Source organism: Pristimantibacillus sp. Z349TD_6, assembly GCF_056173205.1.
In genome coordinates this window covers 1,043,973-1,060,064 of record NZ_CM149662.1, presented here as the reverse complement: position 1 = coordinate 1,060,064, position 16,092 = coordinate 1,043,973, and the positions used below count along the sequence as shown (strand labels likewise).

Below are 16,092 nucleotides of genomic sequence, written 5' to 3'. Positions count from 1 at the left end.
CCCCTTCCTTCAATCGGTTTAACGTTTGTTGAAACGGTCGAAAGCGGCTTGCTGAATTTCTATCGCGCGCTCGATTCCCATTTTCTTAAACTGCTCGATCGCTTTATCGAAGCTGTCCAAACTAGAGGTGCCCATAATCAGTTTCGTGACAATCTCTGAACGATACGTATCCACATCCGTCATAATTTTGCTGAATTCGCTTGCTTCCTCCGGCGTTAAAGAAACGGGAGGAATGAGAACGGAGGCAGAGTTTTTCGCGAATTTAGCATACGCTTTTACTGCTTCCTTCTGGGCGTCGAGCGAATAGTATTGGTCATTATAACGGTCATCGTCCGGACCCGGGAACGGATAGTTCGCAATGAAGTTTTTCGCCATCGCTTGGCCGATCGGCAGTCCGTCCGGATTTTTCATGATCAAATCCGTAAATTTAGGCTGGCCATCCACCAGCGTATACGTTGTGCCGTCAATACCGAAGTTTTTCAGCATAGCGCCTTCTTCGCTGAACAAATAATCAAGCGCCTTAATCGTAGCTTCCGGATTTTTGTTTGCGCTTGTGATGACAGCTCCCGTATTGCTGTAATCCCAGCCGGTTTCCGTAAATTTAGGCTCATCTCCTTTATTCATTACCGGATATTGAGCGGCGGAAAGCATCGCCTTCGGATCCGCCTGCTGCAAGGAAGGAAGCCATGCGCCCATGCTGCCGCCAATGTAACCGAAGGTAGCGGCTGCCTTGCCTGAAGTGATCTTCGCTTCCTTCGCTTTGTTGTCGTTGGAAGCATAGTCCGGATCAATCAAACCCTCTTTATACCATTTTTGCATACGCGCCAAGTAGTCCTTAAATGCAGGCTGAAGCGGCCCATACTCAATTTTGTCGCCATTCAGATAAAAATCTTTGCCGATGCCGTATGCCCCGATAAAGTCCATCGAGCTTTTTGATCCTAGAAGCATGTCTTTCTCGGACGTATATGGAATGACGCCTTTTTTCTCTTTAATCGTTTTTAGAACAATCTCCCATTCGTCGATCGTTTCGGGCAGCTGCAAGCCCAGCTCATCGAGCCAATCCTTCCGTATCATCTGGCCGGAGAACGTTTTGTATTTGCCGTGATCGCCAACCTTCAGGTTAGGGAATACGTAAATATCGCCGTTATCCGCTTTAATTTGCTTGGCGATAAGCGGATATTCCTCGAGAATTTTTTTCAAATTCGGTGCGTGCTGATCAATAAGATCGTTTAATTTAATGATCGTTCCATCCTGAAACAGCTTGGCTGGACCGCCTTGGAAGTTGGACATGTTCCACACAATCAAATCCGGAAGCACATTGGAAGCTACCATCACGCCGAATTGCTGCTGAGCATCGGCACCCGTGCCCGTCGGATGTTCAAAGTCGAATTTCACATTCGTCTTTTTCTCCCATTCCTGCACCATCGCTACATCGCTTAAGCTTTGAACGACGGCTTGCGCATTAGGGTTTAAAGGATGCCAGAGCTTTAGCTTTACAGGTCCAGCCGATTTATCGCCTTTCCCCGCATTTTCTTTCGCTCCGTTGCCGGATGCCGCGTTGTTAGCGGGTTGTTCTGACTTGCCGCTGGAGCAAGCCGTTGCAATTCCTCCGAACATCAATACGATGGCAAGCAGCAGAGCAATTCTAGTAAAAATACTTCTTTTCATGCGTGACTCCCCTTTACGAATTTATTTATGAGGCGCCTGCCGGTTGCCGGCTCGCCTTAATCCCAATCTAATGGATAAAAGCAGCCCCGTACATTTTCAATTGCTATAACGGTATTCATTTTTATACAAACAGCGATTTACGATTCTTTACACGATATCCTTTTTTGTAGAAAACCTTTAAACAATGCTGTTGCGACGCCTTATTTCAACCTCATCGGGTTCGGCCCGAGACCCGGGAATTCCTCTACCTGAACAAGAATAGAAATGATTTCCGCAAAAAAAAGATGTCCCGGATTCCTAAGAATATTCGGGACATCTTTGCTTCTTCGGGCTATTTAATTATAAGTGCTTGTATTAACCGATTTCCGGCTGATGTTCCGACTGATGCAGGTCGACCGTGCCGTCATCAAGACGCAGCCATGATTCCACTTTCCGTTCATTTTCGGTCAAGCGGATCACGCGGGCACCCCGCGGGAAACCTTCCTTGCCGTAAGTGTTGTATCCTGTTGCTCGTCCGTAATAAAGACGAATCCCGTAAAGCTCTCCCCAATAGTCGTTCGTGTGGTCATGTCCGCAAAAAGTTGCAATCACGTCTCCCTGTGCCAACATTGCTGAGAAGAAACCTGCTTGCGTCTGCGCGGCGCATACCCCCTCATGTTTATGGCCATAGCACACTTCCCGGTCCCACACTTCTTGGTATTCAGGCAAAGGGATATGAAAGAATGCGAGTGCCGGCAATGCAGCGCCCTGATGACGAGCTTTCCACTCCTTGGATTGCTCCATGTACCACTGCACTTGATCATGCTGAATCCAATCGTAGCCGGGTACGCCAGGCAGCTTGGAATAATCGCCAGAATCCAGGCAATAGAGCATAGCGGCCTCTTGATCGTTGTCAGACCCAAATACAGGCAACGCGTAGTTGCCTGTGCCATGGATATCCCGCGGTCCCGGCTCGGCAAAGGTGTGAGCGTGCTTTAGCACCTCGCCCATCAGGTCATCGCGGGTAATATCGTTCTCCGTATCGTGGTTGCCGAATACGATTCCCCACGGAATGCCTCGCTGCTCGGCAGCGGCAACCGCGTCCCGAAACGCTTGAAGCGGGTCTTGGCATAAGACTGCCCCGTCTGAACCTCTGCCCGTGTAAATGACATCTCCTGTAAACATAACAAAATCCGGTTGTTCAGCCTCAAGTACAAGCTCCATCGCAGCCTTGGAACGCAAATCTAAGTCCGATCCGTCCTGCCAATGAATATCTGTAAACTGGACAATTGTAAAAGTGCCGTCTTTGCGAAAACGAAGCTTTTTGGCGTTTTCCATCTTCATCCTTACTTCCTCTCCATTAGGTATTCAGGTGCTATTGTTTAATGCCCTGATGACGCAATCATAATAATGCCCATAACTACAGCGATCGAAGCCGTAATTCTGCGAGTCCCTTGCGACTCTTTTAATACAAATAGACCAAGGAGCGTGCCAAACACGATTCCTACCTCGCGCATAGGCGCAACTGTAGAAATATTGGCATTTCTGGCTGCAAACAAAAACAGCAAGTACGAGCCCGGAGACAAGATAGCGCCAATCCAAATAATATTAATATGAGTGCGAATAACATGCTTAAGCCGTTTAGAACGAAGAACAGCAGGTGTCAGTCCGAGTACAAAACCGATATTCGTCACCTCAAGCAGCGCAAGGGGAGAAAGATGCTGTAAATTCACTTTATCGATAAGCGTGTAAGTGGTAATGCATAGCCCAACGCTCATCGCCAGCAGTACAGGCTTATAGAAAGACTGCTGATGCCCTTTGCCCGAAGATCTTCCGATCATGACGATGAACCCGATCAGCATAAAGCTGAGTCCGATCCACCCCCACAAAGGCAATGTCTCTTTTAATAGCAATACGCCGATGGCTGGGATAAGCAAGGTTGGTGTCCCCCGCATGATCGGATACACTTGCGATAAATCTCCAGCATTATAGGTGTAAGCGAGCAACAGCGAATAAACGCTTTGCATAATTAGCGATGCCCCGATTAACAGCCACTGTGTCTGAGATAGTGACGCACTCGAAAGTTCATTAATGAGTGTCGGCAGCAAAACAATAGTTGCAGGCATATAAATCACCCATAAGAACAACGCTTTATCCGTACTTTGCTTTGCTAGCATATTCCACACCGCATGCGCCAAACCGGAACACAAGACAAGAATAAGAGAAATAACAATCAATTAAGAAACACCTCCATCGATCCTCATTTAGATTCAACTATCAGTTCCACATATTCCAACACAATATCACACAAACACACACATTTACAATATCTTAATATTTACTTTTCATTAGAAAGCAAAAAAAGACCCTTGGTATATAACCAAGAGTCTTTAGGACAGTCAAAGTCCCCTTTATTATTCATCTCTACTCATAAACAATCTCAATGCCGCTCCGTTTATATTTATCGACTAGATCAAGGCTGATCTTCGAATCTGTAACGAAACGTTCTACATCCGCGCAACCGCACACCTTGAGCAGGGAGACTTGATCAAATTTGCTGCTGTCTGCAAGCGCGATCGTGCTTTTTGCGTTTGCTTGCATAATCTTCTTCACCTGTACTTCACCAATCGCGTTGTCGGTAATGCCTTCGTCCAATGTAACTCCGCTCATGCTCATAAAAAACAAGTCTGCATGAAAGCGGGAAGCGAATTCTTCAGCCAAGTCTCCGATAATGCTCTGTTCTGCTTGACGGATAATACCTCCGATCATGATCAGCGTAAAACCGGGGACATCGATTAATTCATTTACGATTGGCAAGGAATTCGTAATAATCGTCAATCGCTCGAACTTTGTCTTGAGCATCTTCGCAATCTGAGTATTGGTTGTGCTTACATCAAGTGCGATGGACATTCCTTCCGTTACATATCGAATGGCGAGCTGTGACAATTCCGTTTTCTCCGTCAAGTAAATCGATTCACGAATCGGCAGCGGGATTTCCCGGCTGTAATCCGGCTCTTTTAAAATCGCACCGCCATGAACCCTCTGCAATAGGCCTAGGTTCTCCAAATGCTCTAGATCGCGCCTTATCGTTTCAAAAGAGACGCCAAACGATTCCATAAGCTCCGACGCTCGAATCGATTTGTCGCTATTTATTTTTTGGATAATTAATTGATGCCGCTGCTGTGCGAACAATTGCTATCACTCCTCTATGCCGTGCCTTCCGGTAATTCCTGCTTCTTGATTAGTAGTCTACCATAAATCAAGGAAAGAGGCTCAGCCGCTAAGAGCAGTGTTCATCTTGTATCCCTTTCATTCGCGGCATTAAATTTTAGTGCTATAGCGGCTTTCAGCATTCTCATATCACGCTCGCTGTCCAAATAAAGCTGTTCCGCTTCTTGCTGCGTGATCCTCTCGAACCGAAAACGGTCGCCGGGCTTTAGCTGTGCAAAAACAGGAATATCGACCGTTGCGACTTGCGCAATACGTAGATAACCGCCCGTTGTCTGTCTGTCCGCCAGCAGCACGATCGGCTCTCCGCCAGCCGGCACTTGGACCGTTCCGTTTGCGACAGCCTCCGAAAGCAGCTCAAGCGGCTTCGCGAGCGTCATCTTCTCCGTTCCTTCGAGCCGATATCCCATCCGATCGGACTGTGCGGAAATCTGGAAGCTCTGGCTAAAAAAGCTCGCCCGGCTTGTCTCTGTAAACAGCTCGTAATGCGTGCCCGTCATCGCGCGAATGATCGGGTCCGCTAGATTGTCCGCTATCGCAAAATGACTCGCATGCCAGAGCGGCACCGCAACGCTGCCATTCCATCCCAGGCGCAAAGCATGCTCCATTCGCTCTGACAGCAAGCTCGGCGCCTTAGCTGCCAGTACATCTCCTGACTTTAATGCCCTTCCGAAGTAACCTCCGATTGCGCCGCGCAGATACGTACTTTTGCTTCCCATTACCTCCGGTACATCAAGTCCGCCCGCAACGGCGAGATAGGAGCGGCAGCCCGATTGGCAAGCTCCGAATTTCACGCTCATTCCCGCGCGAACGAGCACTGGTCTCCATAAGGGCAGCGTCTCACCTCCTGCGGTAACAGACATACGCGCGCCGCAAATCGCGAGCAGCGTATCCTTCTCCATAAAGAGCTCCGTTCCGGTAAGCGTAATTTCCAGCACCGCCTCACTATCCTCGTTGCCGACTAACAGATTAGCCGCACGCGAAGCTCCCGTATCCATAGCCCCGCCGGCGACTACGCCGTATTTTTGATACCGATGTCTTCCGAGATCTTGTACAGTAACGAGCAAGCCGGGACGAACCACTTTTATAGTCATAATTCACCTTCTAAATAAAGCTTGTACTGCCGCTCCGTTATCGGCTTAAATCTAATCAAGTCCCCCGGTCTAAGCAAGCTTGGAATTTCGTCCTGAGGACGAAATAGAGCAAGCGGCGTTCTGCCGATCAGCTGCCAGCCGCCCGGTGTTGCAACCGAATATATGCCCGTCTGCTTGCCAGCTATGCCGACGCTGCCCTGAGGAATGATCGTCCGGGGCGTCTGATGCCTTGGCGCGGCAATTCGCTCAGACATTCCTCCCAAATAAGGAAAACCTGGCGCAAAGCCGAGCATATGGACCAAGTAGCTGCCACCAGCATGTATAGCGATCACTTCCTCCTCCGGAAGTCCGTTAAGCTCAGCAACTAGGCTAAGGTCAGGACCGTACTCTCCGCCATAGCAAACCGGAATTTCAATCGTTCTATCCGCCTGATCGGAAGAGTGCAGCTGCTCTAGAGATAGATACGTCTGCACTCTAGCGCATACCGTTTCAAAGATTGTAGCATGCTGAAGCTCGGCTGCAGTGCGGCTTCTCTTCACCAGCAGCGGGTCATAGTGGATCGCCGCCGAGACGAAGGATGGGACGCATTCAATGAGTCCAGCAAATGGTTTCCACTCCAAATGGCGGCTTAAATTCATGACCGTTCGGTTCGTTTCTTCGTCAATGGAGCTGCCTAAACGAATAATAACGGCAGAGTCACCAAGAGGCAGCATTTCAATAGGAGCCTGAGGTTCCGTTGCAGCCTTCTCCATGCTCATACACCCGCCTTCTGAACAGATATGCTCGCTGCCTCTAATACCGCCCGCAGTCTTATGACATGCTCTACTGCGCCTGGCGTATCCCCATGCACGCATACCGTATCCGCCTTCAAAATAACGCTATGATGCTGTCTCGACTTGACCTCGCCATCTCTGATCATTCTTATCGCTTGCTCTGCAGCGTGAACAGGATCAACAATAACAGCTCCTTCCGTCCCTCGCGGCGTTAGTGAGCCGTCCGACTCGTAGGTTCGGTCTGCGAATACTTCATGAATGGTACGCAAGCCTATAGCTTCGCCTGCGTGAATAAGCTCACTGCCTGCTAATCCGAATAGCATCAGATTTGGATTAACCTTATATATTGCCTCTGCTATCGCATCGGCTAACGGTCTGCTCTTCGCAGCCATATTATACAAAGCGCCATGCGGCTTCACATGTGCGACGCTTCCGCCTTCTGATTTAGCAAAAGCACACACCGCACCCAGCTGATAAACCGTCAGCTCATATGCCTCCTCCGGCGTTATAGCCATCATCCTTCGACCGAAGCCTGCCAAATCCGGCAGCCCCGGATGCGCTCCAATAGCTACATCATTCTCTAGCGCCAGCTTAACCGTGCGCCGTATTGTCGCTGCATCTCCAGCGTGAAAACCGCAAGCAATATTCGCTGAAGTAATATATTTCATCAGCTCGTGATCGAGGCCAGCTGTGTAAACCCCAAAACCTTCACCCATATCGCAGTTTAAATCCACGCGAAACATATGCTCTCCCCCGTCTGCTCGACTGCCAAAGCCAGCTCTATTTCCAAAATTATATCAAATTTCAGCTCGAAAATAAGCAGCCCTAACCACTCCATCTCTCCACCATAAGTCTAAACTACAAAAAAAAAGAAGCAGCGCCGGTCCAGCGCTGCTTCTTCCATATTATTTGTTTATTCCCCGCCCATAAATACGTAACGGCCAATGATGAGCACCGCTAGAATCCACATAAGCCAGTGAACCTTGTATTTGCCTTTGCCTGTTACATTAGCAACGGTTGCAAGCAATACGTACGATACGATACCGAACGAAATACCGTTTGCAATGTTGTAAGTAAGCGGCATAAGTGCAAGTGTCAAGAAGGACGGAATCGCATAAACCATATCTGAAAAATCGATATCTTTTACGGATTGCATCATCAGCACGCCTACGATAATGAGTGCAGCAGCTGTAGCCGCGCCTGGAACAAGCGCAACGATTGGAGACAAGAAGATAGCAAGCAGGAAGCAAACGCCTGTCGTTACTGCCGTTAGGCCTGTACGTCCGCCTTGCGCAATACCTGCAGAGCTTTCTACGAATGCGGTAACTGTACTTGTACCAAGCACCGCGCCGCCGCTGACGCCGATCGCATCAACAAACATCGCTTTACCTACACGTTTTTTGCCCTTTTCAGCGTCCTTCATGTAGCCTGCACGGTTTGCTGTACCAACAAGCGTACCGAACGTATCGAACATTTCGACGAACGTAAATGTCAGGATAACCGTTACCAGTCCGACTTCAAATACGCCTGCAAAGTCAAAATGCCAGAAGTTCATTTTGGAGAAATCAGGCACCCATGTTTGACCAGTGAATGCCGCTTTCACATCAACATGACCCATTAGAATAGCAATAACAGTTGTACCTAGAATACCGAACAAAAGCGCTCCCGGTACACGCAGTACCATCAGCACGCCAATAAGAAGCAATGCAATCACGGTAAGTACAACCGTTTCATTATGAAAGCTTCCCAGTTGAATAACGGTTTCGGAGCCGCTAACTGGTGTGAATTGACCTGCTTTAATGTCTGTGAAGCTTGATACTGCGATTGTCATAATTCCGCTGTTTTTCAAGCCGATAATGGTGATGAACAAGCCGATACCGACTGTGATCGCATGCTTCAAGCTGTCTGGAACAGCTGTGATAAGCATTTGGCGAATTTGGGTAAGCGTCAATATGATAAAGATAATACCTGAAATAAATACCGCGGTTAGTCCCATTGCTGGTGAGATCGGTGCGTCCGTTGACGCCGATGCGATAACGACCGATGCAAAATACGCGTTAAGACCCATACCTGGTGCTAGCGCAACTGGGAAGTTAACGAACAAGCCCATTGCGATGGTGAAGATACCTGCTGCTAATGCCGTTGCAAGAAACACGGCAGTCCAATCCAAGCCAGCTGGCGTTAGTATGATTGGATTGACGGCTAATATGTAAGCCATCGTCATGAAAGTCGTCAGCCCCGCCATAATCTCTGTTCTGACATTTGTTCCGTGTTCCTTTAAGCGAAAGAAACGTTCCATTTTGATTACAAACCTCCCAAAAATGTGGTGGAACAAACAAAGAAGCCTAGTAAAAATGCAATAGATCGCATTTCTCCTAGGCTCTGCAAAAAGGGGAAAAAGATACCCGCTGGACCGCTGCGAGCTTTTTCCGCCAATTTCGTAGCCTGATCATTTACGGTGACCGAGTAGAGACTCTCAAGCCGATTCTTGAGATTATACGAAAAGATATGCTGTTGTTGTTTTCCGTTTTCAATTTTAAAGAGAAGTTGCCCATTTTGTCAACAACTTTTACGAACGTTATTGGCAATACATACGTACAACATTCGTTTTTAGCAAACATTTCTAACATTCTACCTTTTTTTGACGAGTGAACGGTACATAAGAAACAGGAAGTATGGAGCTCCAATCAGCATAATGATGAGCCCGGAAGGAATCTCCTTCGGAGCCATTGCCGTTCTTCCGATCGTATCCGCAATTACGAGCAGCAAGGCGCCGAGCAGACCTGACAGGATGATCGAGCGCCTTGTGTGATGTCCGACCATCATCCTAACCGCATGCGGCGCCATCAATCCAAGGAAACCAATCGTTCCTACGCTCGCCACCGCTCCCGCAGCAAGCAGCACGCCTATGATCATAGCCCAAAGCCGTGTGCCTTTGACTGGTAAGCCGAGACCTGTCGAGCTTTCATCTCCGAAGGCGAGCAGATCAAATTTCCTGCTCAAATAATAGGCCGCCGGTACAAGGATAAGCAGGAAAATGAAAATGCTGTTAAAATGGCTCCAGCTTCGGCCATACGTCGTTCCCGTTAGCCAAACAAATGCCGTGCTGCTCCATAGGCTTGCCTTCACGATCATCGCCTGAATGCCTGCAGCTCCGATGGCAGACACCGCTATGCCAAGTAGGATCAGAACGGATGGGTTAAGCGATTTGCGCCAAGCTAAGAAGAATACAACCGCGGCAGCTATAGCCCCGCCAGTAATAGCGGCAATCGGCAGCGCGAAGATCGGCAGCGTTGGCCATGCAACGAGCACGACCAAGGCCCCAAAACCCGCACCCGAGGTGACGCCGATAATAGAAGCATCTGCGAGCGGATTGCGAACAGCGCTTTGAATGAGTACGCCGCTGATTGCGAGCGCGATGCCTCCCCCTGCTGCAACGAGGGTGCGCGGAAGCCTTAGATTCAGCAGCACAGAATAAGAATCGTCTCCTGCTCCGAATAGGCTTCTAAGCAATTCCATGATCGGAATTTTTGTACCGCCGAGCGACAAGCTAACGAGAATGACCGCAGCCAGCAATACGGTCATGGCTAAGGCAGTCGGTGCAAAACGCCAGCGGAATGGAGCTCCTCCAATGCTCATCGACGACTGTCCTGAGCCCGAACCGGAAATATTTTTCATCTTGGTAAGCACCAGCCAAATAAGCCAAGGCGCCCCGATAATCGCCATGACGGCGCCTACCGGCATTTCGCCGAGACTGCTTCGTACCATGCGGGCAAGCACATCCGCTGCCGTTATGAGCAGCGCTCCCCAAAGCGCGCTCGCAGGAATGAGCAAACGATGATTTCGTATGCCGGAGAGCCTAACCAAATGCGGAGCTACAAGGCCAACGAAACCAATCGGCCCTACGACGCTGACCACGATGGCTGCCATAAGCACAGAGAGCGCCAGCCCTCCCGCCCGGGTTAAGCCTACGCGCTGCCCTAATGAACGAGCAGTCGATTCGTCCAGCTCGAGCGCATCGAACTTGCGTCCGGCAAGTATTGCAATGACGAGCAATGCCGCCACAAGCGGCCAAGCATACTTCACGCCGCTCCAATCAAGCTGAATTAACGTGCCTCCACCCCAAAGAAACAACGATTGCGTTTCCGTCGCTTTAAAAATATGAATGGCCGACGTAAACGCACCGAGCACCATCGAGACGATCATCCCCGATAGCGCTAGCCGAACCGGCGTTGCCGCCCGCCCGCCGCCAAGAAAATAAGCAGCGAGTGCCGCAAGGAAACCTCCCACTGCCGCAAGCAGGAAAGGTGCCTCATGCTGCAGTGCAGGAAAAGCGACCATGCCGAGCACAACCATAAAATAGGCTCCAGCATTAATGCCCAGTGTATCGGAGGCCGCAAGCGGGTTTTTCGTTATCGTTTGCAACAACGCTCCTGCCGCTGCTAACGCAGCTCCCGCTATAATGCCGATAACGGTCCGCGGCATCCTAATATCCCAAAGCAAATTATGCTCCATGACATCCTGCCGATGAAGCAAACCGTCAAATACGACTGCCGCTGGAATTTTTGCTTCCCCGAAGCAAAGACTCAGTATGAACAGAAAGAAAAGGGCGGCAAGGCCGCCCCCAAATATACCTATCATTCGCCAAATCATACCCAATGAGGCTTCTTTATTTTGCTTCTTCATGAGCTCGCTCATTTCGTTAATGTATTTACGACTTGGTCTACGATGACTTTGGAGGAGATCGGACCGCCGAACACCCATGTCGTGCTGTCGAGAGCAAACGTACGTTTTTCTTTCACGAAATTAAGACCGTTCCATACCGAATTGTCTTTCAATGTGCCAGAAAAAATGTCGTCATCCTTTTGAACGATATAGATCAGGTTCGTATCTTGAATAGCCGGCAGTGCCTCAACCGTTGAAGTAGTAAAGCCATACATTTCGAACTGCTCCGGTTTCCAATCGTTTTTGAGGCCAATACGATCCAGCGTTTGAACCGCTAGCGAATTATCCATGAATAGGCGCATCGTTGCAGCGTTCTGATAGCTGAATGCTTGCGTCAGCACATAGTTCAAGCCTTCTTTGCCTGCTGCGGCAAGCTTCGTTTTTGCATCCGTATAATGCTGATCCAGATCGGCAAGTACTTTGTCGCCTTCTGGTGTTTTGCCGACTGCTGCCGCAATAGATTTGAATATATCGATCATTTGCGTGTATTGATCGCCTTGGCCTTCAACCGGATAAAGGCTGAATAGCAGCGTTGGCGCAATGCCTTTCAGCTGATCGTAGATCGCTTCGTGACTGTCCGTAATGCCAATAATGAGATCAGGCTTCAAGGCTGCGATCGTCTCTAGGTTCGGCTCGTGGCGGAAACCAACGTCCGTCACGCCTGCATCAAGCGGCGCCTCTCCTGTTACCCATTGCTTATAACCCTCGTTGTCCGCGCTGCCTACCGGCTGCATTCCAAGGGCAACCATGTCCTCTGTAAACGTCCACTCCAGCACAACAACCTTTTGTGCTGGCTTCTCAAGGGTAACCTCACCTTTAGCATCCTTCACGACAATCGGACCATCCGTTTTCGCGCCAGCGTCGTTTGTAGCAGGAGCGTTAGTGCTTGCCTTGTTTTCTGCCTTGTTGTTCGAAGCATTATTCGCACCGCAGCCTGCAGCCACCACCATTACGACGATGACCATAATCAAACTCATTAATCGTTTGTTCATTTTTTTCTTACCCCCTATTTGTTTAAACCCTGCTTCATTCGCTGGGTTGATAACTGATTCCAATGCATTGATAATGATTATCATGTTCAAATACATTTGTTATCATATAATCGATAGCACTAGATGTCAATGTAAATATTTTGTATTTTCAGCTAATTACCGATGCGAAATCTATAGTTCAAAGCAAGCCAAAAAAGGGCGGGAGCTATGCTCCTGCCCTTCCTGACGACTGCTTAGCAGCCTAGTTTATTCTTTGAAAAAATTCGGCAAATACTTTTTGTTCGCCTCAAGCATTTCTTCAAGCAGCGCCTTAGCCACCGCTACGCTTGGAACAAGCGGGTGATGAACGAGCGCTTGCAGCGCGATCCCCTTATCTCCGCTGATTGCAGCTTCAATAGTTAGCGATTCATACGTTTTTACAGCATGCATAAGACCTTTAATTTGCTCTGGAACACGCTGCAAAGGCAGTGGAATCGGGCCTTGAGCCGTAACGACACAGTTAACCTCGATGCTTGCATCTTCAGGCAGAAAATCAATAATGTTGCCGTTTCTAACGTTCAACGTCTGAATATCACGTTTGTCGGTATATAGAGCATGCATCAAGTTAACAGCTGCCTCAGAGTAGTAAGCACCGCCGCGCTGCTCAAGCTGCTTTGGCTTCTCCGTCAAATTAACATCCTTGTACAGCTCAAACAATTCTGTTTCGACCCGGCTTACAACTTCTGCGCGCGTGCCGTTTTTCTCTAGCGAGTCTTTCATATCCGCGAACATCGAATCCGTCATATAGAAATAACGGAGGTAATACGTTGGTATCGCGCCTAATGAGCGAAGGAAATCTGCATCCCAGTCAAACGCGGTTACGTTTGTAGCTGAATAGTCACGGCCGGCTCCGATCATTTCGTCCAATTTGTCCTCACCGTTTACATAAGCGGCTGTAACCCAGTGCAAATGATTGATCCCTACGAATTCAGGCAATACTTCACTCTCGCTAACGCCATACTCTTTAGCCAGAAACTTTTGAAAGTTAATTGGTGAATTGCATAGACCCACTGTTTTTACTTTGCTGTATTTTTGAACCGCTTCGGTTACAATACCCGCTGGATTCGTGAAATTAAGCATCCAAGCATTCGGAGCAAGCTCTTCAATATCCTTACAAATATCCAGAATGACAGGTACAGTACGAAGCGCTTTAAACATGCCGCCTGGTCCAGTCGTCTCTTGTCCAATTACACCATGTGAAATAGGAATATGCTCATCACGGCGTCTTGCTTCCAGCAAACCTACCCGCATTTGTGTCGTTACGAAATCTGCACCAGCGATCGCTTCACGACGGTCAAGCGTTAGTTTCACTTCGATTGGCAGGCCAGCTTTCTCTACCATCCGCTTCGCAAGCTCGCCAACGATTGCCAGTTTATGACGACCTTCTTCGATATCAACAAGCCAAAGCTCACGAATCGGCATTTCATCATACTTTTTAATAAAGCCTTCTACGATTTCTGGCGTATACGAGGAACCGCCGCCAATGACGGCGACCTTTAGTGGTTTTTTGGACATGTGAATGAGCCTCCCTTAAATGTTTAAACTATTTTTAAAATGTAATTTTTCTAAGCGCTGCGTCTACCGCTTCGTCAATCACAATGCCGCTGCTATCCATCGCACTCATTACTGCTCCAATAACGGGATCGACCGTCAATCTGACCGTACGCGCTTGCGGCGAAACCGCTACAACAGCTTCACTGATTGCATCGACCATATGTGTAGAGCCGCCTCGCGACATTACGCTGCCAGCAAGGACAACATCGAATTTTTCTTGTTCCATGCCTAGCCGCTTAATCAACGCATTAGCCGAGTTCGCATGCTCACGACCTGCCTCCTGCAAAAGACGAATCGCTACTGCATCACCTAGTGCTGCAGCCTCAAACATGACCTTCGCAAGCTCATGTGACGGACGTTTGCCGTTGTCCAGCGCATCATCGTACATCTCTTGAATCGTGTGATACCCAAGCCGCTGGGGAACCATTTCACTAAGAATCGTCGCTTGCTCTCTGCCTTCCCAAGCACGAATTGCACTGCGGAAAGCGTGAATGGCCAAATCCGTACCCGAACCATGCCCATCCCCGAATAAATAACCAAAGCCGCCATATTGCAGCTCTTCGCCCTGAGGGTTGCGAGCAGCAGCGTTAAAGCCAGTTCCGCTAATGATGACCGCTCCGTATGATCGGTTCGTCCCCGCACGCATACCAATCATGGTGTCGCATGCTATCGCGTGATTTTTATAGTCAAGTGAAGCAATCATCGGTCTTAAAATTGCATAGTCAGGCTCACGATCTGCTCCAGCAAGTCCGAAATAAGCAAATGTCACCTGATCCTTCGTCACGCCAGCATCCTGAAGAGCTTGCTGACAAGCATGATCTATGCTGTTTTTTGCTGCATCAAAAGCGGTTTGGTGATTCCCATTTCCGCCGAGGCCTCTGCCGAGTACACGTCCTGTCTCATCTACGAGCAGAGCATGTGTCTTGCTGCCTCCTGCATCTATACCAAGGAAAATAATATCGCTCACACTCCTTATTTGTACTTTCTTCTATTTTAAAATAAAAAACATCGTTCTTCTAATGAAAAAGAACGATGTTGTAATACTATCTTACTGTCTTTTAGGATCGCAGCTCGGATGGAAGCTTCCCTACATGCTGCTTGAACAGCCGATTGAAATTAGATAAATTGCGAAATCCGCATTCAGCTGCTACTTCAATAATCTTTTTGTCTGTGGATTCAAGAAGATAAGCCGCCTGTGACAGCCGCATCTGTATCAAATAATCCATGGGCGAGGTCCCAACAACCTGCACAAACAACGTGCTGAACCGAGAGGGACTCAAATGCGCGGCCTCTGCCAGCTCTCCAAGCGTCCATGGATAGGATATATCAGCCTCGATGTCATTCAGCACGCCTCGAATCGTTTCCATACCCCGCACATGCTGCGCTCCCGTTTCGTTATTTTTTGCAAAATAGCGATTGACGAATGCAAGCAATTGAATGAGCTTCGCCCGCACCACCACTTCAAAATGCGGCTCCTTCAGCTCAAACTCAGCAGACATATCCTTAATAATGCCGCCAAGCTCTCCTAGCTTCGGATGCTCTCGGTCAAGCACATTATCAAATCTTAACCCAATATCCCGAAATGGAATAAGCAGCTCCGCATCGTAGCGCTGCTCTAAAGCAAGGTAAGACGAATCAAACATAATAATGCTCATGACCAGCTCCTCTGACTCAAACGCACGGTGCAAATCATTGGAATGAATAAGTACGATGTCTCCTTGCTGGAAGTCATAACGGCTCCCGTTGATCAGATAGTAGCCGCTCCCCTTCTGTATGTAGTTAATTTCGAGCGCTTTATGCCAATGCAGTCTTTGAAAGGTCGGGGAAACCCCTACAGATTGCGAAATTGTTATTGGAAAAGCCAGCGGCAGCTCAATCCGATCTTCGCTGATTGAAGGATATAGGTTCATTTGATTGATTCTCCTTAAAGGTTTTCGCAGAAAACCTACTTCGTAAGCATGGGCTTAGTTTTGCGAATGCAAAACTACTTCGTAAGCATGGGCTTAGTTTCGCGAATGCAAAACTACTTCGTAAGCATGG

At 48.6% G+C, this 16,092-nt stretch carries 13 protein-coding genes and 1 riboswitch; all 13 genes read right to left on the bottom strand.

The genetic code is table 11. The features are described 5' to 3' along the window. Positions 1–18 precede the first annotated feature (18 nt). The 13 genes from AC0VYE_RS04560 to AC0VYE_RS04500 all read right to left on the bottom strand — a co-directional run bounded on the left by AC0VYE_RS04560 (position 19) and on the right by AC0VYE_RS04500 (position 15,962). Positions 19–1,668, bottom strand: coding sequence for a type 2 periplasmic-binding domain-containing protein (locus AC0VYE_RS04560; RefSeq protein WP_475446325.1), 1,650 nt, complete (start codon positions 1,666–1,668; stop codon positions 19–21). 354 nt (positions 1,669–2,022) lie between these two features. Then, complete coding sequence (locus tag AC0VYE_RS04555) at positions 2,023–2,991, bottom strand: metallophosphoesterase family protein (RefSeq protein WP_475446324.1); 969 nt, start codon at positions 2,989–2,991, stop codon at positions 2,023–2,025. Between the two features lie 38 nt (positions 2,992–3,029). Beyond that, complete coding sequence (locus AC0VYE_RS04550) at positions 3,030–3,884, bottom strand: DMT family transporter (protein WP_076271114.1); 855 nt, start codon at positions 3,882–3,884, stop codon at positions 3,030–3,032. A 187-nt stretch (positions 3,885–4,071) separates the two neighbouring features. Then, on the bottom strand, positions 4,072–4,839 hold the full coding sequence (locus tag AC0VYE_RS04545) for a DeoR/GlpR family DNA-binding transcription regulator (RefSeq protein ID WP_076271115.1): 768 nt from the start codon (positions 4,837–4,839) through the stop codon (positions 4,072–4,074). 101 nt (positions 4,840–4,940) lie between these two features. Further along, positions 4,941–5,969: a 5-oxoprolinase subunit C family protein gene (locus AC0VYE_RS04540; protein WP_475446322.1), complete on the bottom strand. Its 1,029-nt coding sequence runs from the start codon at positions 5,967–5,969 to the stop codon at positions 4,941–4,943. Beyond that, positions 5,966–6,727 (bottom strand): 5-oxoprolinase subunit PxpB, encoded by a 762-nt coding sequence (gene pxpB / locus AC0VYE_RS04535; RefSeq protein WP_475446320.1) that lies wholly within the window; start codon positions 6,725–6,727, stop codon positions 5,966–5,968. The genes AC0VYE_RS04540 and pxpB overlap by 4 nt, the downstream gene beginning before the upstream one ends. Further along, a complete protein-coding gene (locus AC0VYE_RS04530) occupies positions 6,724–7,485 on the bottom strand; it encodes a 5-oxoprolinase subunit PxpA (protein ID WP_475446318.1) in 762 nt (253 codons plus the stop codon). The genes pxpB and AC0VYE_RS04530 overlap by 4 nt, the downstream gene beginning before the upstream one ends. A gap of 170 nt (positions 7,486–7,655) precedes the next feature. Next, positions 7,656–9,041: an NCS2 family permease gene (locus AC0VYE_RS04525; protein WP_076271118.1), complete on the bottom strand. Its 1,386-nt coding sequence runs from the start codon at positions 9,039–9,041 to the stop codon at positions 7,656–7,658. Positions 9,042–9,163: 122 nt separating this feature from the next. Further along, positions 9,164–9,264: riboswitch (purine riboswitch) on the bottom strand. 109 nt (positions 9,265–9,373) lie between these two features. Continuing rightward, a complete protein-coding gene (locus tag AC0VYE_RS04520; protein WP_475446316.1) occupies positions 9,374–11,428 on the bottom strand; it encodes an iron ABC transporter permease in 2,055 nt (684 codons plus the stop codon). 8 nt (positions 11,429–11,436) lie between these two features. Beyond that, on the bottom strand, positions 11,437–12,459 hold the full coding sequence (locus tag AC0VYE_RS04515; protein WP_076271119.1) for an ABC transporter substrate-binding protein: 1,023 nt from the start codon (positions 12,457–12,459) through the stop codon (positions 11,437–11,439). 246 nt (positions 12,460–12,705) lie between these two features. Then, positions 12,706–14,013, bottom strand: coding sequence for a 6-phospho-beta-glucosidase (locus AC0VYE_RS04510; protein ID WP_475446314.1), 1,308 nt, complete (start codon positions 14,011–14,013; stop codon positions 12,706–12,708). Positions 14,014–14,047: 34 nt separating this feature from the next. Then, a complete protein-coding gene (locus tag AC0VYE_RS04505; RefSeq protein ID WP_256711067.1) occupies positions 14,048–15,019 on the bottom strand; it encodes an N-acetylglucosamine kinase in 972 nt (323 codons plus the stop codon). A 91-nt stretch (positions 15,020–15,110) separates the two neighbouring features. Continuing rightward, complete coding sequence (locus AC0VYE_RS04500) at positions 15,111–15,962, bottom strand: AraC family transcriptional regulator (RefSeq protein ID WP_076271121.1); 852 nt, start codon at positions 15,960–15,962, stop codon at positions 15,111–15,113. Between the last annotated feature and the right edge of the window lie 130 nt (positions 15,963–16,092).